We start from the raw sequence: 22699 nt of genomic DNA, 5'->3' as shown, positions 1-22699 counted from the left end.
GCCCGGCCGGATGTCAGTCAACACAGGGAATTCCCCCCATTTTCACGGTCTGCCCCGCCTGGTCGTCGTCCGATGCGGACGGGGATGCGCTCGGGGCCGGTGAGGAGTCCGCCGCGGGGGCGGAGGACTGTCCGGCGGACGGCGTCGGCGACGGCGTGCCCCCGGACTTGGCGTCGGCGGTGCCGTCGGACGGGGTGGGAGAGGAGGACGGGGCCTGGCCGGTGGCCGCCCGCACGATCTCCTTGATCTTATCGGCGTCGACGAGGTTCACGTCCTCTCCCGCGCGCGTGGCGAACCCGGTGATGGGCAGGGTGTGGAAGTCCACCTTGCCGCCGGTGAGGCTGGGGACCTGCTGCATGAAGTCCAGGACGTCCCAGGAGCTGTCGAGCACGACGTCCTTCTTGACGGCGTCGAACAGGCCCTGGAGCTTGCCGAGATCGCCCCAGACGCCCTCGGACTTGAGCTTGTGCGTGACGGACGACAGGAACGCCTGCTGGCGGTGGGTGCGGTCCAGGTCGCCGTTGTCGAGGCCGTGCCGCTGGCGCACGAAGGCCAGTGCCTGCTTGGGGTTGAGCTCCTGCGGACCGGCGGGGAAGTCGGCACCGGAGTACTTGTCCTTCACCGGGTGGTTGAGGCACACCTGGATGGGCTGGAGCACCTTGGCGATGTCGTAGAAGCCCAGCAGGTTGACCTCGGCGAAGTGGTCGATCGGGACGCCGAGGAAGTTCTGCACGGTTGCCAGCGTCGCCTCGCGGCCCGCCTCGCGGCTCCTGCGCTCCAGGTCGGGCCCCTTGACGCCCTCCGCATCGAGCTTCTCCCGCTCCTTGGTGTAGGCGATGGAGTACGCCTCCTTGATCTTGAAGTGCCCCTGGGGGGAGCCGTCCCCGTTGAGGGTCTGCACATAGTCGTCCCGCGGGACGGAGAAGGCGGTGGCCCGGCCGCCGTCCGCAGGTATGTGCATCAGGATCAGGGTGTTGGTGTTGTAGTAGCCGATCTCGCTCGACCCGGCGTGCAGTTCGTCCTGGACGAACTCCTTGGGCAGGTCGTTGCCGTCCATGTCCTTGCGGGAGTCCAGGCCGACCAGCAGGAGGTTGACCGAGTTGTCCAGGTGCTTGGGCGCGCGCTTGCGGATCGCGTCCAGCGCGTCGGACGTCTTCAGCCCGTTGGTCAGCGAGTGGTGCGCGAACCAGCCGGCGCCGCTGACCGCGAGCACGGCCGAGGAGACGGCGCACACCACGAACCGGGCGGCCACGACGGACCGGGAGGTCTTCTTTTTCTTCGCTGCGTTCTTGGCGTTCTTGGCGTTCTTGGCGTTCTTCGCGCTCTTCTCATCCTTGTGCTCGGACATCGCCGCTCCTCCCACGACGGCGGGAGCGGACGAAGCGCACCCCCACAACGATCAACACGGCGGCCTGCGCGGCCGCCATCGCCGGAAACGCGTCCACGGCCCAGCGCACCGCCTCGGCCGGCAGCGCCGCGCTCTTGCCGGAGGACGTCCCCGTGACGAGCGCCACAGTCATCGTCACGGCGGCGGCCACCGGGGGCGGCGCGGGGACCACCCACCACAGCTGGGCCGGGCGGACGGCCGCCCCCGCCCAGACGGCGGCCAGCACCAGCCCCACGGCGAAGCCCCAGCCCACGTGCGGCCCGGCGGCCCGGTCCACGCAGGCGCCCAGCACCGGCAGCAGGGGGGCGATCAGCAGCGCCCGGCGGGCCCGGCCCGCCCCCTTGCAGGCGCGGCGATGCTGTCCCCGCCCCCGGCGCCCGGCGGGCGGGCCGCCGGACGCCCGCGGCGCCGGGATCGTTCCCGGATCGGCCGAGGTCACCCTGGGATTGGTCACGGTCACACCCCCACGCTCAGGCCGGTATCGCCCGACGTCGTTCAAGACGGTCGTCTGCGAGACTTGGTGCGGCACACTTTGATTGCATACTTGCGCAACTTAGCAAACTACCGCGGTCCCGCGCGCCCTGCACCCCTCCTCACCAGCAATGGAACGGAAAAACAAACTGCCGCCGCACTCGGATGTGCGGCGGCAGCTCGGTGTGACAGGGGTCAGGAGACGTTGACGGCCGTCCAGGCGGCACCGACGGTCTGGTACTCGGTGCTGTCGGCGCCGTAGAGGTCCGCAGCCGCCTGCAGGGTCGCCTGGCGGGCGCCCGCGTAGTCGGTGCTGGACGTGAAGTACGTGGTCAGCGCCTTGTACCAGATGGCCAGCGCCTTGTCCCGGCCGATGCCGGAGACGGTGGAGCCGTCGTAGGTGGGGCTGTTGTAGCCGACCCCGTTGATCGTCTTCGCCCCGCTGCCCTCGGAGAGCAGGTAGAAGAAGTGGTTGGCGATGCCGGACGAGTAGTGCACGTCCACGTTGCCGGCGTCCGCGCTCCAGTAGTCCAGCGACGAGCTGTCCTTGCTGGGCTGGTCCATGTAGCGCAGCGGGGTGCCGTCGCCGTTGATGTTGATCTGCTCGCCGATGAGGTAGTTGCCCGGGTTGTTGGCGTTGTGGGCGAAGAACTCGACGCCGGTGCCCATGATGTCGCTGGTCGCCTCGTTCAGGCCGCCGGACTCACCGCTGTAGGTCAGGCCCGCCGTGGCCGAGGTCACACCGTGCGTCATCTCGTGCCCGACGACGTCGAGCGAGGTGAGCGGGTGGGTGTTGCTCTGGCCGTCGCCGTAGGTCATGCAGAAGCAGGAGTCGTCCCAGAAGGCGTTCACGTAGTTGCTGCCGTAGTGGACGCGGGAGTAGGAGGCGACGCCGTCGTTGCGGATGCCGCTGCGGCCGAAGGTCTGCTTGTAGAAGTCCCAGGTCTCCTGCGCACCGTAGTGCGCGTCCACCGCGGCGCTCTGGCTGTTGCTCGCGCTGCCGTTGCCCCAGATGTCCGAGGAGTTGGTGAAGAGCGTGCCGCTGCCGGACGTGCCCCCGCGCAGGTTCGTGGTCTTGTGGCCGCCGCGCGTGGAGTCGAGCAGCTGGTAGGAGCTGCCGCTCTTCGTCGTGGTGATGTTCACGTTGCCGCTGTAGACGCCGGTGCCGGTGCCGGTCTCGATGCCGTCGAAGGAGTACAGCTTCTTGCCGGTGGTGGCGTCGGTGATCACGTGCAGCTGGCTGGGGGTGCCGTCCTTCTGCAGGCCCGTGACCACGGACTCCCACGCCAGGACGGGCTTGCCGGAGGCGGCCCAGACGACCTTGCGCACGTTGTTCTTCGCCGGGGCGGCGAGCTTCTCGTCCGAGGCGTGCGCCAGCGCCTTGTTCTGCGCCGCGGAGGCGGAGACCTTCGGGGTGGTGCTGGGGACGGCGATCTTCTGCGAGGTCGCCTTGGTGACGCTGCTCTTCTTGCCCTTGACGTGCACGACGAGGTCGCCGCCGAGGACGGGCAGCCCGGCGTACGTCCGCTCGTAGCGGGTGTGCACGGTGCCGTCCGCGTCCTTGACGACATCCTTGACCACCAGTCGCTCCTGCGACCCCAGGCCCAGCGAGTGCGCGGTGGAGCCGGCGCCGTCCCGGGCCGCGGATATCAGCGCGGCGTGCTGGGCGGGGGACGGCTGCGCGGTCGCGGCGCTCCTCGCGATGCCGGGGTCGGCGTCGGCGGTCCCGGCCTGGGCGCCCAGCGCGACCATGGCGGCTGTGGCGACGAAGGCGGCGCTCATGCGCGTACGACGGGACGTGCCTGCGACGTGGGGGGTGGATCTCACACGAACTCCTCTGGCCTGGCCGCCTGTCGGCGGCCTGCTCTGACCCGGCGACGGGATGCCGACGGGGTGGTGCCTGTCCTGCGTTCGGTGGGGTGCTCGCGCACGTGCGCCACCGGACGGGCCGAAGGGCCGCCCGGGGTCTGCGGTGCGAGTGGGGTGAGCTTGCCATCGAACAGGCGTTGCTGACAGGTCCACGAAGAAAAACTTGGTCGTGAGTTGACCGATGAGAGCGAGAAGGTGTCCGTTATCCGGAATCAGGAAGCGGAGCCCACCATTTCGCGTCGACTCTCATGTCCGCCCCGTCACCATCCGTGAGATCAGGCGGACTTGGCCTCCACCACGGCCTCCACGACGGACAGCGTCGAAGCCGTGGGCAGAATGCGCGTCAGGCGCAGGCCCGCTGCGGACAGCAGGCGGTGGAATTCCTGCGCGCTGCGCTCGCGCCCGTCGAGCGACGTCATCATCAGCACGTCGAGGATCTTCCCCGGATGCGGCTCGTTGCCCTGCGGAAGGACGGCGTCGACCACCAGCAGACGGCTGCCGGTCGTCATCGCGGCCCGGCAGGCGCGCAGGATGCGCAGGCAGCCCTCGTCGTCCCAGTCGTGCAGGATCCGCTTCATCAGGTACACCTCGGCACCGGAGGGCACGGAGGCGAAGAAGTCGCCGGGGCACGCCTGCCAGCGCCCGGCCAGCTCCGGCTCGTCGAGGGTGTGGTCGCGCAGCACCTGTTCCCGGTCGTACAACACCCCGTGGAGGCCCGGGTTCCGCACGAGGGCACGGCGCAGCAGCCCGCCGCAGCCGCCGCCGATGTCGACGACGGTGCCGCGCTCCGGAAAGGCCCAGGCTGCGGCGATGGCGTCGTCCTCGCTCGTGGACAGGCCCGCCATGCCGGTGTCGAAATCCTCGCCGGCCTGCGGGATGCGGGCGAGGTGCTCGAAGAACGGCGCCCCGAAGATCTCCTCGAAGACCGTGTGCCCGGCACGGACGGTGTCCTCCAGGCGCTCGGCGGGCTTCCAGAACGTCTCGTCCGTGAGCATGACCACCGCGGTGCGCAGGGACGACGGCCCGTCCGAGCGCAGGAGCGAGGCGGCCGGGGTGAGGCGGAAGGCGCCCGTGGCGTCCTCGGCGAACACCCCGCGCGTGGCCAGCAGGCGCAGGGCGCGGCGCAGGTGCGGGGCGCTGACGCCGGTCAGGGAGGCGAGTTCCTCGGCGGTGCGCGGGCCGGCGGTCAGGTGGTCGGCCACTCCGAGGCGTGCCGCGGTGCGCAGGGCTGCGGAGTGCAGGTAGCCCAGCGCGTGTTCGGTCAGCAGCGCGGCGAGGGAGTCCTCGGCGGCACGGTGCGGCCGGGCCTCGTCCATGGCTGTTCCTCCTCCTGGCGGTGGGGGGTGTCCGATGGGTCAGTGCGGGCCCTGCGGTGTCTGGTGCGGTGCATCGCAAGGCGGAGCATCGCCCTCGGACTGGGCGTCCTTGGGTGATGCGACAACGCAGCGAGGCGCCGTGCCAGGCGCCGCAGGGCCCGTGCTGACCCATCGGACACCCCCTGGTCCGGCACCACCCTGGCCGGGCCGGGCCCCGGGCACCAGAGCGCCTTTCCGCCATGCGCGGTGGACGGAATTCCGCCGTCACCGCGCGCGGGGTCCGCGGGCTGCCGGGGCAAGGGTGCCCGCAGCCTTGAGGGTGTGGACGACGGGGGCGGTCTCCAGGGTGCGGATCTCCTCGAGCGCGCCGAGGCGGCGGGTGAGGTAGCGGTGCAGGTCGGCCGGGTCCGAACACAGGGCGTGGGCCAGGAGGTTGGTGGGGCCGGTGGTGGCGGCGACGACCGCGAGTTCGCGGTGCCCGGCCAGGGCCCCGGCGACGGCGTCGAGGTGGGCGGGCGGGACGGACATCCAGAGCAGGGCCTGGGTGCCGGCCCCGAGGGCGCGCGGCTCGATCTCCACGTCGAAGAACAGCGTGCCGTGGGCGCGCAGTTCGGCCAGCATGCGCGCCACCGTGGCCTGGGACCGGCCGGTGGCGGCGGCGAGTTCGGCGTGCCCGGCCCGGCCGTCGTGGCGCAGGGCGCCGATCAGATCGCGGTCGGCCTGCGTCAGCGGCGGCCCACCCTCGCCCGGGGGCGCGCACTCGGGTGCGAGCCGGTCCTGCTGCTCGGCCGTGAGGGCTTCGAGGCGTCCTCGCCATGCAGCAGGGCCGCCGAGGTAGGTGTGGAGCATGCAGTGGGCGGAGACGGCGGTGATGCCCGCCTTGCGGGGTATGTCGTGCAGCAGGGTGCGGGAGAACTCCGCGTCGTGCGGGGCGTGAACGACGGCGAAGACCTCCGTGCCGCCCGACGTGAGCTTGACCCACGAGGTGTCGGGCCGCCGGGCCAGCGCATACGCCAGGTGCTCGGTGGCCGCCGGGGCCGTGGTGAGCCGGAGGGTCCACTGGGCCTGCCCGGCCCGGTGCGGATCGGGCAGCCCGACCACGCGCAGCCCCGCCTCGGTGCGCAGCCTCCGGTAACGGCGCGTCACGGTCTGCGTGGAGACGCCGAGCACCTCGGCGATACGGCTGAAGGGCGCCCGGCCGTCGATGTGCAGGGCGTGGAGCAGAGCGCGGTCCAGGTCGTCGAGCATAAGCACTTTTCCTCGTCACGTCGTCACTGATGGAAGAAATCATCCAGGATCCCGGCCTGACTGGAAACGGCAATACCGGCCGCCCAGGCTGGGGTTCGCGCCGCGGGGCGCACGGACGACCGGGAAGGGCACGGAGAACCATGCACGTGAAGGAGCAGGCGGCAACCACGGTGGCGGCCTGGCGGTGGCGATGGGCCGCGCTGGCCGCGCTGTTGACCGCCGAGGCGATGAACCTGCTGGACGCCACGGTCGTTCAGGTCGCGGCTCCCGTGATCCGCGCCGACCTCGGCGGGGCCGACTCCGTCGTCCAGTGGGTCAGCGCCGCCTACACCCTGCCGTTCGCCGCGCTGCTGATCACGGGCGGCCGGCTCGGTGACGCGCTCGGCCGCAAGCGGGTGTTCCTGGCGGGGACGGCCGTCTTCGCCCTGGCGTCGGCGGCCTGCGCCCTCGCGCCGTCGACGGGCGTGCTGCTCGCCGCGCGGGCCGTCCAGGGCACGGCGGCCGCGCTGGTCGTCCCGCAGACCTTCGGGCTGATCAAGGCGATGTTCGCGGGGCCCGAACTGGCCCGCGCCCTGGGCTCGATCGGGCCGGTCATGGGCCTGGCCGCGGTGTGCGGTCCCGTCCTCGGCTCCGTGCTGACGCACGCCGACCTGTGCGGCTCGTCGTGGCGGTCCGTGTTCCTCGTCAATGTGCCGCTCGCCGCCGCCGTCCTGGCCGCGGCCCCGCTGCTGCGCGAGGACCGGGCGGCGCAGCGGCCGCGTCCGGACCTGCCCGGCACGGGACTTGCGGTCCTGGGCACGGCACTCGTCGTCCATCCGCTCATCGCCGGCGGTGCGGCCGGCCTGCCGGCCCGGAGCACGGCCGAGCTGCTCGCCGGCGCCCTGGTGCTCGTGGTGTTCGCACTGCAGCAGCGGCGCGGCGCCCGGACGGGCCGCAGTCCGCTGGTCGAGCCGTCGCTGTTCCGCGGCCGGGGCTTCCCCGCCGCGCTGGTGACCTCGGCGCTGTTCTTCGCCGTGGTCAACGGCCTGACGACGGTCGTGGTGCTGCAGCTGCAACTGGGCCTGGACAGCGGCGTGCTGGCCGCCGGGCTGAGCCTGCTGCCGTGGTCCTGCGCGCTGGCCGCCGCCTCCTGGGCGGCGGGGGCGTACCTGGTGCCGCGGCACGGTTCCCGGGTGATGTTCGCCGGGCTCGCCGTGCTGCTGGCCGGGCTGCTCTGCGCGCTCGCCGCCTACCACGCCGCCCGGCCCGGCTGTTACCCGTGGCCGCTGCTCGCGGCGCTGGCCGTGGCCGGGGCCGGGAACGGGCTCTTCACCGTCCCGTTCTTCGCGGCCGCCCTGTCCCGGGTCCGCCCGCACGAGACGGGTTCGGCGGCCGGACTGCTCAACGCCGTCCAGCAGTTCGGCGGCACCCTCGGCATCGCCCTCCTCGGCTCGGTCTTCTTCCGTGCCCTGTCCTCCGGTGCGCCGGGGGCGGGTTCGCTCGCGGGTGCCCGGCACGCCGTCTGGCTCGCGGCAGGCCTCCTCGCCGCGGCCGCCGCCGCGGCGGCTCTCCTGCACGCGGACGGGCGCTCCCGGCCCGTCCCACCAGGGCCGACGGCCGGTACCGTCATGTGACGCACAGCGGCAAGAGTGCCTCGTGCGACAGGTGGTGCAGCGTTCCGGACACTCGGCCTCCGATTGCATCAAGGAGGCGCATCGTTTCTCCACAGGCAAACACATGTTCACCGGAAGTTTCCCTATCGTCTGTGCTCGTTCCGTCACTCAGCGAACGCACAAGAGGGGGCTCACTTCAATGGACGCTCTGCGGCACCTCGCCGCCCACCTGGGACTGGATCTCGCCGCCGTCTGCCTGCTGACCTTCGGCATCTACTACCCGCGGCACCGGCGCCGCGACCTCGTGCCGGCGTATCTCGCCCTGAACGTCGGCCTGTTCACCGTCGTCTCCGCGTTCGCCGCCGTCGGCGGCCGCGGCGGCACGGCACTGGGCCTCGGCCTGTTCGGCGTGCTCTCGATCGTCCGGCTCCGCTCCGACGCCGTGCAGCACGAAGAGGTCGCGTACTACTTCACCACGCTGGTGCTCGGTCTCCTCTGCGGGCTGCCGCACCTCGAGTTCGCCCTGACCGCAGGCCTCACCGCCGTCCTGCTGCTGGTGGTCTACACCGCCGACCACCCCCGCCTCATGGCCCGCTCCCGCCGCAGCCTGGTCACCCTGGACACCGTCCACGAGGACCCCGCCGCACTGCGCGCCGACCTCGCCCGGAGGCTGGGCGAGCCGCTGCACTGGACGGTCATGGAAGTCGACTTCGTCCGCGACCTGACCGTCGTCGACGTCCGCTACCGCGAGCCCCTCCCCCAGCAGGACACCCCCGGCACCCGCACCTCCGCCGAGCCCGTGCGCCGCACGACGCCCGCCTGGGAGACCGTGTGACCACCGTCGCCCAGACCCGCCCCGAACCGGCCGCCGTCCACGGCATCCGCACCGCCGCACACGCCGCCGAACCCATCACCCTCGCCGAACTCAACGAACGGGCCGAGCTCCTGGCCCGCTTCGACAACAGCTACCTCGTCCCCGCGGAGATCTTCCTGCGGCTGGCCGAGCGGCTGACGGACCCGCGCCGCCCCGGCGGACCCTTCCGGGCGCTGACGATCGACGGCCGGCGCGCCTTCCGCTACCACTCCGTCTACTACGACACCCCCGGACTCCGCTCCTTCCACGACCACCGACAGGGCCGCCGGCTCCGCTTCAAGATCCGGGAGCGGGTGTACGAGGACTCCGGGGAGCGGCAGTTCGAAATCAAGCTCAAGGGGCGCCGCGGCGACACCGTCAAACACCGCCGCCCGCTCACCGGCGCCGCCACCCCGCTCGACACCGGCCACCGCTCCTTCCTCGCCGACACCCTGCACCACGCCTACGGCATCGACTCCCCCACGGCGCTGGCCCCTTCGCTCAGCACCGACTACCTGCGCGCGACCCTGGTGGGCGACGGCGAGCGCATCACCTGCGACGCCGGGCTGGTCTGCCGTGACCTGCGCGCGCAGCGGACCGTGCAGTGCGACGGGGGCCTCGTCCTCGTCGAGACGAAGACCGCCGGCCATCTCACCGAGGCGGACCTGCTGTTGCACTCCTACGGCGTGCGGCCGGCGGTCTTCACCAAGTACTGCGGGGCCCTGGCGGCCTTACGCCCGGCCCTGCCCGCCAACCGCTGGCGGCGCGCGGCGCGCAGGGCCTTCGGCGACGGCGGCGGCTGAGCCCGCCGCTCCGCCGTCACCAGGCGACGGGCAGCTCCAGGGGATAGCGCCAGATCGAGTTCGTGTTCCACGTCACCTCGGCGGGCTGCACCGCCAGCTTCAGGCTGGGGAAGCGCTTGATCAGCGTGCTGAACGCCACTTGGAGCTCCATGGCGGCGAGCGGGGCGCCGAGGCAGTGGTGCGAGCCCCAGCCGAAGGTCATGTGTGCCGGCTTCGGCCGGTCGAGGTCCAGCTCGTCGGGCCGGTCGAACTTGCCGGCATCGCGGTTGGCCGTCAGGTAGGAGACGTGCACGATGTCGCCGGCCTTGATCTTCACCCCGCTCAGCACCACGTCCTCCATGGCCACGCGCGGGATCCCGACGCCCTTGCGGAACGGGATGTAGCGCAGCAGCTCCTCGATCGCCTGCGGCAGCATGTCCGGCCGCTCGCGCAGCCGCGCCAGCAGCTCGGGGCGGCTGAGCAGGGTGTAGGAGATGTTGCCCAGCTCGTAGGAGGTGGTGTCCTGGCCCGTGATGAGCAGGACCATGGCCATGACGGTCAGCTCCTGGTCGTCGAGGATCTCGTCCCCGTCGCGGGCCTGGGCCAGGGTGCTGATCAGATCGTCGGCGGGGTTGGCCCGCCGCTCGGCCGTCAACTCGGAGAAGTAGGCGCGCAGTTCGGCCTTGGAGCGCTTGGCGTCCTCACGGCCGCTGGCCCCGATGCGCATCATCGTCCAGGCGTGGGAGCGCAGTTGGGGCCGCTCCGCCTCGGGGATGTCCAGGACCTCGCAGATCGTCGTCATGGGCAGCGGCGACGTCAGGTGCTGCACCAGGTCGGCCGGGGAGCCGCTCGCCTCCAGGCCGTCCAGCAGGTCGTCGACGACGCCCTGGGTGCGCTCCCGCATGCGGTCCACGTGCTGCGGTGCGAAGCCCTTGGCGATCAGGCTGCGCAGGCGGCTGCTGGCCGGCGGGTCCATCACGTTGATCGCCTCGGCCTGGATGATCGGCTCGGGCGTCATGCGCGGGTAGTCGCGGCCGACGACGGCACTGCGGCTGAAGCGGCGGTCCGTGGTGACCGTGCGCACGTCCTCGTAGCCGGTGACGAGCCAGGCCTCGCCTTCGCCGTAGGGCATGCGGATGCGGGAGACGGGCTCTTCCGTCATCAGCCGCCTGAGCTGCGGGTCGAATTCGAGGGCGTCGGCGAAGTCGAAGGGGCAGGTCCATACGGTGGCGCCGGGTTCCATTGCGGGTACTCCAGTTCCAGTGCTCCGGGCGAGGACGGGGATACGGGGATACGGGGCTGCGCGGTCGTCCGGCAGGCCAGGGCCGGATGTCGCATGGATACCCACCACCCTGCCCCGGGACGTACCCAAGCGCCCGAATTAGCCCAAACAGGTGTCCGCCGTCCTCACCAAGCCCCTTGGCCCCTAGCCCGGATGGCCCTCTTCGACCCCGGGGCCCCGATCCGGCCGTGCTTCGATCTGGGGGTGGAGGTGCAAGCGATGACCGCAGAGCGCGAGCAGGAGAGCGGCACACGATCGGCCATAGCCAGGAGAAACGTCCTGGCCGCAGCCGCGGCGGCACCCGTGCTGGCGGGAGTGGGGGCACATGCCGCCCGTGCCCTGCCGCCCCCGGTACGGAGCAAGGCGGGCGTGGCGCTGATCGAACCGGTCAGCACCACCGAGGCGGACTGGAAGGGCGTCGCCAAGGCGCTGGGCCGCGGCGGCAGCCTGATGCGCAAGACGGTCTTCCGGACCGGCTTCGGCCGCACCGACCTGCACGTCGTCTCCCGCGACGTCCAGGTCACCGCCGGGCTCGCCCTCGGCTCGCACGCGGCCTTCATCCGGTACTCCGACGGCAGCACGCTGATGATGGGCGACATCGTCTCCACCGAGGACGAGCTGCAGCCCATGCTCGACACCATGCACGCGCACGGGATCCGGCAGACGGCCATCCACAAGCATCTGCTCGCCCACAGCCCGGACATGTGGTGGACGCACGTCCACGGGCACGGCAAGGACGCGGCGGCGCTCGCCGCCGGCCTGCGCGAGGCACTGGACTGCACCGGCACACCGGCCGGGGTGCCCCCGTCGAAGACGCCGCCGCCCGTCGACCTGGACACCGCGGGAATCGACCGGGCGCTCGGCGCCAAGGGCTCCAACGACCAGGGCATCTACAAGTGCGTCTTCGCCCGCCGGGAGCGGATCTCCGACGGCGGCCTACTGCTGCCCGCGGGCTCCGGAGCGACCTCGGCGTTCAACTTCCAGCCCCTCGGCCACGGCCGGGCCGCTCTCAACGGCGACTTCGCCATGATCGCGGAGGAGGTCCACGACGTCCTCAAGGCACTGCGGAAGGGCGGGATCGAGATCGTCGAGCTCCACAACCACGGACTGACGGACGAACCCCGGCTGTTCTTCACCCACTTGTGGGCCGTGGACGACGCCGTGAAGATCGCCAAGGCGCTGCGCTCCGCGGTGGACTGCACCAACGTGACCCCGACGTCCATCAAGGCGCCGACGTAGCACCCGTGAACGGGAGTTCAGCCCGCAGCGCCGGGCTTCGGCCCGAGCTTCCCCTTCCACAGCAGTGACGCCGCACGCCCGTCGTCGATCGTGAACGGACGGGCGCGCGGCTCGTCCTCGCCCGTCGCGCGGGACGGGCCGGAGAGAAGACCGAGGAGTGCGGCGGCACCGAGGGTCATGACAGCAGTACGGCGCATGAACTACCTCTTATCCGGTGATCGGTCTGGACACTTCACCTTTGCCCTTGCCCTCGCCCGTCCCCGTGCATGCGCCGTGTCCCTCGTACGGGGCGGTACGGGAACGGAGAACCGGTCAGCTGCTCCAGTCCACGATCAGCCGTTCCCCTTCGACGGTGACGGGCGTCCCGAACTCGGCACAGGCGCGGGTGAATCGGTCCCGGATCCGCTCCCAGTCCCTGCCGGTCGCCGGCACCGTGCGGCAGTAGTCCAGGTGCAGCGGCAGCGCCTCCAGGCGCACCGGCCGGTGGGCGGCCGGGTCGGGACCGTCCAGGGTCACGAGGAACAGCAGGCCGAGGTCGTTGCGCAGCCGGGAGTCCACCGCGTAGTCGTCGACGAAGTCGCCCATGTCGTGGATCACGCGGTCGGCAACGCCGTGGAAGACGTGCGCGGAGTGCCCGGCGATCAGCGTCGCCCCGGCCTGCTGCAGCACCGGTACCGCGTCCCGTACGTGGGGCGGCGGCCGGGAGGTCATGTTGGGACCCCAGTGCGGGGTGGCCAGCACGACGTCCGCCTCCTCGGACGCCCGCCGCACGAGGTCGGTGAGCCACCCGGGGACGCCCCGGCGCAGGTCCGCGAAGGAGACGCCCGCGCGGTCGTCCTCGGCCGCGTAGTCGTCCGGGTGGTCGGTCACGCCGACCACCGCCAGCCGGACGCCGCCCGCCTCCAGCACGGTGTACGCGCGGGCGGCGGCCGCGTCCGGGCCCGCGCCCACCGTGCGCACGCCGGCCCGGGACAGCAGGTCCGTGGTGTCCGCCAGGGCGTCGTACCCGAAGTCCAGCGCATGGTTGTTGGCGAGCGTCACGCAGTCCACGCCGAGCTCCGCCAGGACCTCTGCGGCCTCCGGCGGGGCGCGGAAGAAGAACGGCTTGCCCGGGGCCGGCCAGGGCTCGCCCCGGCCGGAGACGCAGCACTCCAGGTTCAGGACGCATAGGTCGGCCTCCGCGACCGCGGCTCTGACCTCGTCGGACAGGATGGTCTCCGGGCGCGGCGCGAGGTCCAGCTGCTCGGCCACGCTGCGGCCCAGCATGGTGTCGCCGGCCAATGCCACTGTGATCGCCACCGGTGGGCCGCCTTCCGTCCGTTCTGCTCGTTGCCTATCACGGCCCCGGGCGGCCCACCAGCGGACTGGTCCGAATGCGCGGCGTTCAGCGTGTTCTTGCAAGGAATCCCGAGTCTCCAGACCCGGGAGGCATTGCATCCTGAGCCGAGTGGCGCGGAGCGCCGCCGCATCACTCCGCAATGCTCTCGCACCGGCGGCGCGCTCAGTCCGGGCGTTTCTGGTTCTCGATGTACTCCTTGACCACGGCCAGCGGTGCACCACCGCAGGACCCGGCACAGTAGGACGGGGACCGGAAATGCTCGCCCCACAGGTACCGGTTGACGTGGGTCGGGTATTCCTTGCGCAGCAGCCGGGCGGAGACGCCTTTGAGGCTGCCGACGAGCCGGGACAGGGCGACAGACGGCGGGTAGTGCACGAGCAGGTGGACATGATCGGTCTCGCCGTTGAACTCCCGCAGCGCGTGAGTCACGCGTCCCAGCCGCCCAGCCATCCGGCTGAACGGCTCAGACGCGGGAGGCCACCTCACAGCCAGTGGGGCCCTACCTGCAAGCCTGGCCCTTTAGGGCAGGGCAGTTGACCGGTCCTGCGGTTCCAGGATCCTCACGACGCGGGCCGGGTTGCCGACGGCCAGGACCCCTGGCGGCAGATCCTTGGTGACGACGGCACCGGCGCCCACCACCGTGTCCGCGCCGATGGTCACTCCGGGGCACACGATGACCCCGCCGCCGAGCCACACGTTGTCCCCGACGGTCACCGGTTCGGCCTTCTCCCAGCCGGCCCGGCGGCGTCCGGCGTCGAGCGCGTGCGTGGGGGTCAGCAGCTGGACGTTCGGGCCGATCTGCACGTCCTCGCCGATGGTGATCGGTGCCGCGTCGAGGAAGACCGCGCCGAAGTTGACGAACGTGCCGGCGCCGATGCTGATGTGGTAGCCGAAGTCGCAGTGGAAGGGCGGGCGGATCCGCACCATGGCACCGACGGATCCGAGCAGTTGTCCGAGGATCTTCGCGCGCTCGGCCGGGGTGGCCGTGGCCGCCGCGTTGTAGGCCGCGCAGAGCGCGATGCGCCGTTCGGTGTCGGTGCGCAGCTCGGGGTCGTCGGGGAGGTACCAGTCACCGGCCAGCATGCGCTGCTTGTTGTCGCCCATGAACATCCTCTCGTCCCAGGAGCATTCACGGTACCGGCCACCCGAAAGGGTCATCCGCCCGGTGCCGCGCAACCTCTGTGAGAGGCGGCGGCGTCTGAGTGCTCAGCAGCAGGAAGTTCCCGGTGCGGGAACGTGGGAGGACGGACGAACGGTGCTGCGGATCCACTTCACCGGTGAGGATTTGGCCAGGACGCGCATCGCGAGCGGGCCGGACGTGCTGTGGGAGGCGTTGCTCAGCATCCACATGGTCCAGGACCGCAGCGCGGCGCAAGTGACCCCGGCGTCGGCGGACTTCGCGCGGTGGCGCCGGGCCGTGCGCCCAGGAATCTCCGCACACTTGAGGGAACAAGCCCCTCTTCTGGGGGATTTGGCGCCGCCCGTGGGCTACTCCGCGGACTTCCTCACGCCCACCGCGGGATCGGGCGACATGGAGTCCGCCGTCGACGCGGTCCTGTCCACGCCGCGTCTGCACCTGCAGCGGGACATCGGCCGCCTGGCCGCCGCGCGGCGGCCGGCGTCGGGCCGTCTCGCGCTCCTCTCCGAGGGCGACCCGCGGACGCTCGGGTTCCTGGGCCACGCGCTGCACTCCTATCACCGCATCGCGCTCGCCCCCTACTGGCACCACGTCCAGGAGCAGATCGCGGCCGACCGCGCCGTGCGCGTCGCGGCACTGGCGGAGGGCGGTACGGAGCGGCTGCTGGCCGGACTGCATCCGGGGGCGCGGTGGGAGCCGCCCGTGCTGGTGCTGGCGTACCCGCGGTCGCAGGACCTGCACCTGGAGGGGCGGGGGCTGATCCTCGTCCCGTCCTTCTTCTGCTGGGGGATGCCGATCACCCTGCGGGAGCCCGGGACCACTCCGGTGGTGGTGTACCCCATCGCCCGGCGCAGCGGCTGGACGGGCGAGGAGGCCCGCGGGACGGCCGTGCCGGATCCGCTGGTCACCCTGCTCGGGCGGACGCGCGCCCAGGTGCTGTACGAGCTGACGCACGGCTGCGGGACGCGCGAACTGGCCCGGCGCATCGGGGTGTCCGACGCCTCGGCCAGCCAGCATGCGACGGCGTTGCGGCAGGCGGGCCTGGTGATCAGCCAGCGCTCGGGCAACACCGTGCACCACTCGCTCACCGGGCTGGGCCTGGACCTGCTGCTGGCCGGCGGCCCGTGGGCCACGGGCCGGGCACCGCGCCCGGCCGGCTGAACGCTCCGCGGCAGTGCCGCGACAACCGGACGAGCAGATCAAGTAGGCCGGAAACACTCTCCCAGCGGTCCCGCGGTTCCTCTTGAGTGGCCGTCGACGATCACGATCATGCGCCCGGGGTCGAGGACACCGGCGCCCACTCAGGAGGATCCATGCGAAGATTCCGCGCCGCCGGTCTGGTGCTGCTGGGCACGGCGCTTGCCGCCACCGTCACGGCGGGCCCCGCCCAGGCGGCCCCCGGCGACACGATGACCCTGTGCGGCAGCACGCTCACCCCTGCGGGCTGGGTCGACGTCAACTGGGGCATCAGCGCCTCGTGCGGCGCGTCCATGAGCCCCAACGTCAAGATGGTCAAGCAGCTGACCGGGCTGCCGGTCGGCAGCACCGTCAACGCCTGTGCCACCACTTACCCGCCCGCCGGGTGGACCCAGGTGAGCACGTACTACAGCAGCGGCTGCCAGGCCTTCCTCAACCCGAGCTTCCAGCCGAACACCTGGACCCTGAAGCGCGTCTCCTGACCCGCCGCGTCAGGCGCGGGGCGTCAGCTCCGCCATCGCCGACCAGGACGTGCCCGGCACCTCGACGTTGATGATCTGCGGGGTGCTCGCGACCACGTCCGGCATCCAGGCCATCGCGGTCCTGAAGTGCTCGGAGTTCACGTGCACCTCGCCCGCCTCGGCGTTCTCGAAGGCCTCCAGCAGCACGAACTGGTGCGGGTCGTCCACGCTCGTGGACCACTCGTAGAAGAGGTTGCCCGGCTCGTTGCGGGTGGCCTGGGTGAAGTCCTCGACCAGATCCAGCCACTCGGCGCTGCGCTCGGGGCGGACGGTGAACTTGACGGCGATGAAGATCATTGGGGGGCTCCTGCCTCTCGGACCGACCCGCAGGATCCTGCCCCGTACGCTCCCCGGACGCGAGCATGAAGCGCCCCGATTCCGGCCCTGCCGGAAAACGGGGCACCCGTGCCGCCGCGGCCGGGAGCGGGCTCACCCATGCCGCCCCCCGCGACGGCACGGGTGAGCCCCGGCCAGTGCCGTGCAGCCGCCCGCCGCACGCCTGGCGTCCGATGCACCGGGCGACAGCCCCCGTACGGCATCCCTCCGATGCCCTTTGCCCCCGGTGTCGGCTCACTCCACCATGGGGCAGTGGGGAGTTGTCCGAAAGCCCAGTTCACGCTGGACAAACAACTCGGACAAAGTTTCAGGTCGTACGGACAGGCCCCCTCCGGGGCCGTGGCGGAGGCGGCGACATGACGGACTCGGGCAGGGCGGGCCGGGCGCGGCTGGGCCGTCCGGAGCGGCCCGTCGACCCGGACGCGGGACCGGTGGAGCACCTGGCGTGGGAGCTGCGGCAGTTGCGCGAACGGGCCGGGAAACCGAGCTACCGCGTCCTGGCGCGGCGGGCCCACTACTCGGTCAGCACGCTGGCGGAGGCGGCCAAGGGGGAGAAGCTGCCCTCGCTGCCGGTGGTCCTGGCGTACGCGCAGGCGTGCGGGGGCGACGCGGTGGAGTGGGAGGCCCGGTGGCGGGCCGCCTCGGCCGCGCTCCCCGAGGACGGCGGCGACGGGCAGGGCGCGCGGGAGAAGGACGCACGGTGCCCGTATCCGGGGCTGACGGCCTTCGCACCGCAGGACGCCGACGTCTACTTCGGCCGGACGGAGCTGGTCAAGGAGCTGCAGCTGCACGTCGAACAGGGGCCGCTGGTGGCCGTGTTCGGGGCCTCGGGCTGCGGGAAGTCCTCGCTGCTGCGCGCCGGGCTGCTGCCGGGGCTCGGCCCGCAGCGGCACCCGGTGCTGCTGGTGCCCGGGGCCCGTCCCCTGGCGGCCCTGGCCTCGGCGGTGGCCTCGGTGCTGGGCGGCTCCCCCGAGCCGCTGCGCCGCCGGCTCGCCGAGGACCCCGCGGCGCTGGGCCTGGCGCTGGGCACCTGGCTGGCATCCCGGCCGGAGGACGAGCGCGTGGTGCTCGTCGTCGACCAGTTCGAGGAGGTCTTCGTCCTCTGCGAGGACGAGGACGAACGCACCGCGTTCCTCGGCGCGTTGGCCGGGCTGGCGCACGCCGGCACGCCGCGGATCCGTACGGTCCTGGCGGTGCGCGCCGACTTCTACGCGTCCTGCTTCTCCCACGCGGACCTGGTCGCCGCCCTGCGCTCGGGGGTGCAGATGCCCGTCGGCCCGCCGTCCCGGGAGGAGCTGCGGGAGATCATCACCGGGCCGGCCGCCGCGGCCGGGGTGAGCACGGAGGCCGGGCTGACCGAGGCCGTGGTGGCCGAGGCCGCCGGCCAGCCCGGGTCCCTGCCCCTGGTGGCCCACGCGATGCGCGAGGTCTGGCAGCGCCGCCACGGCAGGGTGCTGCGGCTGGCGGACTACCGGGCCAGCGGCGGTATGCAGGGGGCCGTCGCCCAGACCGCCGAGCACCTCTACACCACGGCCCCCGAGGAGCAACAGGACGTTCTGCAGGCCCTGTTCGTCCGCCTGACCGCCCTGGGCGAGGGCACCGAGGACACCCGGCGCCGGGTGGACCGCGGCGAACTGCGGGGGCTCGCCGGTCCCGAGGTCCTCGACGACCTGCTGCACCGCCTGGCCACCGCCCGGCTCGTCGTCCTGGACGGCACCACCGTCGAGGTGGCCCACGAGGCCGTCATCCGCGCCTGGCCGCGGCTGCGCCGCTGGCTCACCGACGACCGCGACGCCCTGCGCACCCACCGCCGCCTCACCACCGCCGCCCGCACCTGGGAGGACCTCGGCCGCGACCCCGGCGCGCTGTACCGGGGCACCCAGCTCGCCACCGCCCGGTCCTGGGCCCAGGACCGCGCCGGAGCGCTCAACGAGCTGGAGTCCGCCTTCCTCCAGGCCGGGATCACCGCCGACCAGCGGCGGGTGCGCCGCGCCCAGCGGGCCATCGCCGCGCTCAGCGCCCTGCTGGCGCTGGCACTGATCTCCACCGCCGTGGCCATCTGGCAGCGCAGCGACGCCGTGCAGCAGCGCGCGGACGCCGAGTTCCGCTCCGTGGTGGCCGAGGCGGACCGGACACGGACGTCCGACCCGTCGCTCTCGGCCCAACTGGCCCTGGCGGCCCACCGGATGCGCCCGGAGGACAAGAACGTCGACGACACGCTGATCTCCACGGCCAACATGCCGCTCGCCGCCCCGCTGCGCGGCCACAGCGGCGCGGTGTACCTGACGTCGTTCAGCCCGGACGGGCGCACCCTCGCCACCGCGAGCTACGACCGCACGGTCCGGCTGTGGGACCTGCGCGACCCGGCCGGCCCCAAGCCCCTCGGACCGCCGCTGACCGGCTATTCCAGCTGGCTGACCTCGGCCGTGTTCAGCCCCGACGGGAAGACCCTGGCCTCCGCCGGGGACGACCGCTCGGTCCGGCTGTGGAACGTGGCCGACCCCGCACACCCCACCCCGCTGGGCAACCCCCTCGCGGGCGGCAACGGCACCGTCTACCTGGTGGCGTTCAGCCCCGACGGGCACGTCCTCGCCACCGCGGACGAGGACCGCACGGTGCGGCTGTGGGACGTGAGCGACCGGCTCCGTCCCAAACCGCTGGGCGAGCCCCTCACCGGCCATACGGCACAGGTGCGTTCGGTGGCGATCAGCCGGGACGGACGGCTGCTGGCGGCGGGCGGCGACGACGACACCGTCCTCGTCTGGAACATCTCCGACCCCGCCCGCCCCCGGCAACCGGGCCCGCCGCTCACCGGCCACACCGGGACCGTCCACTCGGTGGCCTTCAGCCCGGACGGGCACGTCCTGGCCACGGGGAGCGACGACAAGTCCATCAGGCTGTGGGACACCGGCGATCCCGCGCACATCGCTCCCCTCGGCACCGCCCTCATCGCCCACACCGCCCCCGTGTGGTCGGTGAACTTCAGCCCGGACGGCCTGCTGCTGGCCTCCGCCGGGGCCGACGGCGCCACACGGCTGTGGAACGTGGCCGATCCGCGGCGGATCCTGCAGTTCGGGCAGCCACTGGCGGGCAGCGGCGGCGGCATGTTCACCGCGGTCTTCAGCCCGGACGGGCACAGCCTCGCCACCGGGAGCGACGACGGCACGGCCCTGCTGTGGTCCCTGCCCGCCGACACCCTGGTGGGCCACACGGCCAACGTCGCCGGCGCGGCGTTCAGCCCCGACGGGCACCTGCTCGTGACCGCGAGCGACGACAGGACCGCCCGCCTGTGGGACACCACCGACCCCGACCGCCCGAAACCCGTCGGCCGGCCCCTCACCGGCCACACCGGTTACCTGAACGGCGCCGCATGGCACCCCAACGGCCACATCCTCGCCACGTCGGGCGGCGACGGGACGGCACGGCTGTGGAACGTCTCCGCCCCCTCCTCCCCCACACCGCTGGGCAAGCCGCTCACCCTGCGCACGCGCTATTCCGGCCCGCTCGCTTTCAGCCCCAACGGCCATGTGCTGGTGACGGGTTCCGACGACCAGAGCCTGCAGCTGTGGAACATCGACGACCCCGCGCACCCGACCCCCGTCGGCCCCCCGCTCACCGGGCACACGGGCTACATCAACGCCATCGCCTTCAGCCCCGACGCGAGCACGCTGGCCACCGCGAGCAGCGACCGCACCGTCCGCCTGTGGGACGTCGACGACCCCACGCACCCGGAGCCGCTCTGCGACCCGCTGACCGGCCACACCGCGGACGTCCGTGCGGCGGCCTTCAGCCCGGACGGGCACGTCCTCGCAACCGCCGGGAACGACAAGGCGATCCGCCTGTGGAACGTACGGGACCCGGAGCACCCCAGGCCCCTGGGCTCCCCCCTGCCCGGCCATCGCGAGCCCGTGCTGTCGCTGGCGTTCAGCCCCGCCGGGCGGACGCTCGCCAGCAGCGGCAACGACACCATGGTGCGGCTGTGGGACGTCTCCCACCCCGCGGACGGCGTGCCGTCGCGGCAGCTCGCCACCGGGCACACGGCCTCGGTGCGGACGGTCGCCTTCGGCCCCGACGGCCGGCACCTGGCGACGGCCAGCGCGGACAACACGGCGCGGCTGTGGGATCTGGACCTGGAGCGCTCCGTGCGGCGGATCTGCGATGCGAGCCGCGGCACCCTGACGCCGGACCAGTGGAAGCAGCACGTGCCGCGGCAGGAGTACCGGGCGCCGTGCAGGTAGACGACGGGGACCGGCGATACGCTGCCAGCGGTCGTCCCGGTCCCGGTCCCGGGACAGGAGAAGAGGACATATGGCGCATGCGGTGACGCCGACATCTGCCGACGTGTGGCTGCTGGCGAGAGAGCACCCCGCTGCTCTCCGACGCTCGACCGACGAACTGGCCGACGCTCTCCGGGCGGTGTACGGCGACAGGTTCGCCGTCTGGCGCACCGACGAGCTCGTCCTGGGCGTCCGCGGCGGCCGGCTGGTGCTGCGCACGCTGGGCGGCGCCGACGTGCCCGTCCCGAAGGTGGTGTGCGTGCGCCAGCTGCCCGGCTCGATGCACCACGACCGCGAGGTCTCCCTGCTGCGGCACCTGGAACGCATGGGGGCCGCGCTCCTCAACCCGCTCGACGCGCACCTCGTGTGCCGCAACAAGCTCTGGCAGCTGCAGGAACTGGCCCTGGCCGGGCTGCCGGTGCCCGACAGTCTCTCCTACGCCACCGCGCCGCTGGAGGGCGTGGTCCGCACGCCCGGCCTCGACGCGCCGTGCGTGGTCAAGCCCGTCACCGGCTACCAGGGCAGGAGCGTCTTCCTCGCGTCCGACGCGCGTCTGCTGCGCGAGATGGCCGGCGCCCTCGCGCAGGACGTGCCGCTCCTCTTCCAGGAGCACGTGGCGTCCTCGCACGGCCGCGACCTGCGGATCGTCGTGGTCGACGGGGAGCCCGTGGCCGCCGAGGTGCGCACCTCCTGCGACGGCGGCCTCGCCTCGAACCTCGCCCGCGGCGGCTCCGCCACCCTGTGCGCGGGCCGCTATCCACAGGCCGAGGCCCTGGCCGTCCGGGCCGCCCGCACCATGGGGCTCGCCGTCGCCGGCGTGGACCTGCTGTTCGCCTCGGCGGACACGTACACGATCTGCGAGGTCAACGCCGTCCCGGGGTGGCGCCCGGAGATGACGGCGGTGGTCCCCGCCATCGCCGCGTGCGTCGCACGCCGCCTCGACGGCCGGGGGGATCGAGAACCACTGTGAGGAGAACGGCCTTGTCCGACATCAGCTCCGCGTCCGACATCAGCTCCGCCGACGTCGCCTTCCTGCAGCGCGCCGTCGCCATCTCCCGGCGCGCGCTGGAGGCGCCCGGCATCACCCCGTTCGGGGCGCTCGTCGTCGTCGGCGGCGCCGTCGTGGGCGAGGGCAGCAGCTCGGTCGTCAAGCTGCACGATCCCACCGCGCACGCCGAGGTCATGGCCCTGCGGGCGGCGGGTGCGGCGCTGGAGCGGCACATCCTCGCGGACGGGGTGATGTACACCAGCAGCGAGCCGTGCCCGATGTGCCTCACCGCCTGCTACTGGGCGTGCATTCCGCGGGTGGTGTACGCGGCGGACAGCCGCGACGTGGCGGCGCACGGCTTCGAGGACCTGCGGCTCTACCGCGAGCTGACGCTGGACAGCACGGACCGCACCCTGCGGGGCGTGCCCGTGGACGGCCCGCTCCGGGCGGAGGCGGTGTCCGTGCTCAAGGCCTGGACCGATGCGCTGCCCGAGCCGGTTGTTCCGAAATTCTGAGCGGGCTCGGCGAAGTGCGGTGCGTGGTCGCGCCCCGAAGGGGCGCGGGGAACTGCGCAACCAGCCACGGCGAGCCCGCAGTTAACGCACTGTGCTTCCCGCGGAGCGCTTGGGCGCTGCCGCATTGGTCTCTTTGGCCGGAAGGTTGCTGTACACACCCGCTCTTTGGTGCGGACCATCGATGAGTGCGACATTGCACGCGTTCCCGGAAATGAGAACTCATCGTCCATTTCCGGGTTCTTCAGACATCGGCACTGCCCTTTGGAAGACACATGGCTTCTTCGGCAACCCCACTGCTTCTGTCTGCACCGACCCTTTCACCGGACGATGCACACGTCCCCACCGGTCG

The 22699-nt window shown here is 72.4% G+C and carries 19 protein-coding genes and 1 pseudogene; 9 read left to right on the top strand and 11 right to left on the bottom strand.

Annotated elements, in window-relative coordinates; all coding sequences use genetic code 11:
• Positions 1 to 13 precede the first annotated feature (13 nt).
• The 5 genes from ACMATS_RS35275 to ACMATS_RS35255 all read right to left on the bottom strand — a co-directional run bounded on the left by ACMATS_RS35275 (position 14) and on the right by ACMATS_RS35255 (position 6291).
• Positions 14 to 1348, bottom strand: coding sequence for an LCP family protein (locus ACMATS_RS35275; RefSeq protein WP_414170285.1), 1335 nt, complete (start codon positions 1346 to 1348; stop codon positions 14 to 16).
• Positions 1329 to 1841 carry a DUF6542 domain-containing protein gene (locus ACMATS_RS35270; RefSeq protein ID WP_414170284.1) on the bottom strand — a complete coding sequence of 171 codons (513 nt, stop codon included), beginning with the start codon at positions 1839 to 1841 and terminating at the stop codon, positions 1329 to 1331. The genes ACMATS_RS35275 and ACMATS_RS35270 overlap by 20 nt, the downstream gene beginning before the upstream one ends.
• Before the next feature lie 212 nt (positions 1842 to 2053).
• Positions 2054 to 3640 (bottom strand): M4 family metallopeptidase, encoded by a 1587-nt coding sequence (locus ACMATS_RS35265; RefSeq protein WP_414170855.1) that lies wholly within the window; start codon positions 3638 to 3640, stop codon positions 2054 to 2056.
• Positions 3641 to 4002: 362 nt separating this feature from the next.
• The gene (locus ACMATS_RS35260; protein WP_414170283.1) at positions 4003 to 5043 is read right to left on the bottom strand and encodes a methyltransferase; all 1041 of its coding nucleotides are present in this window, start codon (positions 5041 to 5043) and stop codon (positions 4003 to 4005) included.
• A gap of 264 nt (positions 5044 to 5307) precedes the next feature.
• Entirely contained in the window at positions 5308 to 6291 is a 984-nt protein-coding gene (locus ACMATS_RS35255) for an Lrp/AsnC family transcriptional regulator (protein WP_414170282.1), read from the bottom strand.
• Positions 6292 to 6431: 140 nt separating this feature from the next.
• On the opposite strand from ACMATS_RS35255, the gene ACMATS_RS35250 reads away from it, so the two are divergent.
• The 3 genes from ACMATS_RS35250 to ACMATS_RS35240 all read left to right on the top strand — a co-directional run bounded on the left by ACMATS_RS35250 (position 6432) and on the right by ACMATS_RS35240 (position 9539).
• The gene (locus tag ACMATS_RS35250; protein WP_414170281.1) at positions 6432 to 7904 is read left to right on the top strand and encodes an MFS transporter; all 1473 of its coding nucleotides are present in this window, start codon (positions 6432 to 6434) and stop codon (positions 7902 to 7904) included.
• A gap of 178 nt (positions 7905 to 8082) precedes the next feature.
• Complete coding sequence (locus ACMATS_RS35245) at positions 8083 to 8718, top strand: DUF4956 domain-containing protein (protein WP_390775318.1); 636 nt, start codon at positions 8083 to 8085, stop codon at positions 8716 to 8718.
• The gene (locus tag ACMATS_RS35240) at positions 8715 to 9539 is read left to right on the top strand and encodes a polyphosphate polymerase domain-containing protein (protein WP_414170280.1); all 825 of its coding nucleotides are present in this window, start codon (positions 8715 to 8717) and stop codon (positions 9537 to 9539) included. Before ACMATS_RS35245 ends, ACMATS_RS35240 begins: the two co-directional genes overlap by 4 nt.
• 16 nt (positions 9540 to 9555) lie before the next feature.
• Here ACMATS_RS35240 and ACMATS_RS35235 read toward each other — a convergent pair whose 3' ends face one another.
• Positions 9556 to 10761, bottom strand: coding sequence for a cytochrome P450 (locus ACMATS_RS35235; RefSeq protein WP_390775320.1), 1206 nt, complete (start codon positions 10759 to 10761; stop codon positions 9556 to 9558).
• Positions 10762 to 11019: 258 nt separating this feature from the next.
• On the opposite strand from ACMATS_RS35235, the gene ACMATS_RS35230 reads away from it, so the two are divergent.
• Positions 11020 to 12039, top strand: coding sequence for a DUF1259 domain-containing protein (locus ACMATS_RS35230; RefSeq protein ID WP_414170279.1), 1020 nt, complete (start codon positions 11020 to 11022; stop codon positions 12037 to 12039).
• Positions 12040 to 12056: 17 nt separating this feature from the next.
• Here ACMATS_RS35230 and ACMATS_RS35225 read toward each other — a convergent pair whose 3' ends face one another.
• From ACMATS_RS35225 to ACMATS_RS35210, 4 genes and pseudogenes are all read right to left on the bottom strand, one after another.
• A complete protein-coding gene (locus tag ACMATS_RS35225) occupies positions 12057 to 12236 on the bottom strand; it encodes a hypothetical protein (RefSeq protein WP_391154449.1) in 180 nt (59 codons plus the stop codon).
• A gap of 115 nt (positions 12237 to 12351) precedes the next feature.
• Complete coding sequence (locus tag ACMATS_RS35220; RefSeq protein ID WP_414170278.1) at positions 12352 to 13338, bottom strand: CapA family protein; 987 nt, start codon at positions 13336 to 13338, stop codon at positions 12352 to 12354.
• Positions 13339 to 13540: 202 nt separating this feature from the next.
• Positions 13541 to 13795, bottom strand: a pseudogene (tnpA, locus tag ACMATS_RS35215) (IS200/IS605 family transposase); the annotation flags it as partial.
• Between the two features lie 102 nt (positions 13796 to 13897).
• Entirely contained in the window at positions 13898 to 14482 is a 585-nt protein-coding gene (locus tag ACMATS_RS35210; protein WP_414170277.1) for a sugar O-acetyltransferase, read from the bottom strand.
• 151 nt (positions 14483 to 14633) lie between these two features.
• Here ACMATS_RS35210 and ACMATS_RS35205 point away from each other — a divergent pair, with 151 nt between their 5' ends.
• Both ACMATS_RS35205 and ACMATS_RS35200 read left to right on the top strand, forming a co-directional pair.
• Entirely contained in the window at positions 14634 to 15677 is a 1044-nt protein-coding gene (locus ACMATS_RS35205) for an ArsR/SmtB family transcription factor (RefSeq protein ID WP_414170276.1), read from the top strand.
• Positions 15678 to 15829: 152 nt separating this feature from the next.
• Positions 15830 to 16195, top strand: a complete 366-nt coding sequence (locus ACMATS_RS35200) for a hypothetical protein (RefSeq protein WP_414170275.1) — start codon at positions 15830 to 15832, stop codon at positions 16193 to 16195.
• A 9-nt stretch (positions 16196 to 16204) separates the two neighbouring features.
• On the opposite strand, the gene ACMATS_RS35195 is transcribed toward ACMATS_RS35200, so the two are convergent.
• Positions 16205 to 16531 carry a putative quinol monooxygenase gene (locus ACMATS_RS35195; RefSeq protein WP_390775327.1) on the bottom strand — a complete coding sequence of 109 codons (327 nt, stop codon included), beginning with the start codon at positions 16529 to 16531 and terminating at the stop codon, positions 16205 to 16207.
• Positions 16532 to 16926: 395 nt separating this feature from the next.
• On the opposite strand from ACMATS_RS35195, the gene ACMATS_RS35190 reads away from it, so the two are divergent.
• The 3 genes from ACMATS_RS35190 to ACMATS_RS35180 all read left to right on the top strand — a co-directional run bounded on the left by ACMATS_RS35190 (position 16927) and on the right by ACMATS_RS35180 (position 22350).
• Complete coding sequence (locus ACMATS_RS35190) at positions 16927 to 20808, top strand: helix-turn-helix domain-containing protein (RefSeq protein ID WP_414170274.1); 3882 nt, start codon at positions 16927 to 16929, stop codon at positions 20806 to 20808.
• A gap of 82 nt (positions 20809 to 20890) precedes the next feature.
• The gene (locus tag ACMATS_RS35185; protein WP_391154458.1) at positions 20891 to 21817 is read left to right on the top strand and encodes an ATP-grasp domain-containing protein; all 927 of its coding nucleotides are present in this window, start codon (positions 20891 to 20893) and stop codon (positions 21815 to 21817) included.
• An 11-nt stretch (positions 21818 to 21828) separates the two neighbouring features.
• Positions 21829 to 22350, top strand: a complete 522-nt coding sequence (locus ACMATS_RS35180; protein ID WP_414170273.1) for a nucleoside deaminase — start codon at positions 21829 to 21831, stop codon at positions 22348 to 22350.
• Positions 22351 to 22699 lie beyond the last annotated feature (349 nt).

The organism is Streptoverticillium reticulum (assembly GCF_047456005.1).
GTDB classification, from domain to species: domain Bacteria; phylum Actinomycetota; class Actinomycetes; order Streptomycetales; family Streptomycetaceae; genus Streptomyces; species Streptomyces reticulum.
This window is presented reverse-complemented; position numbering and strand designations above follow the sequence as displayed.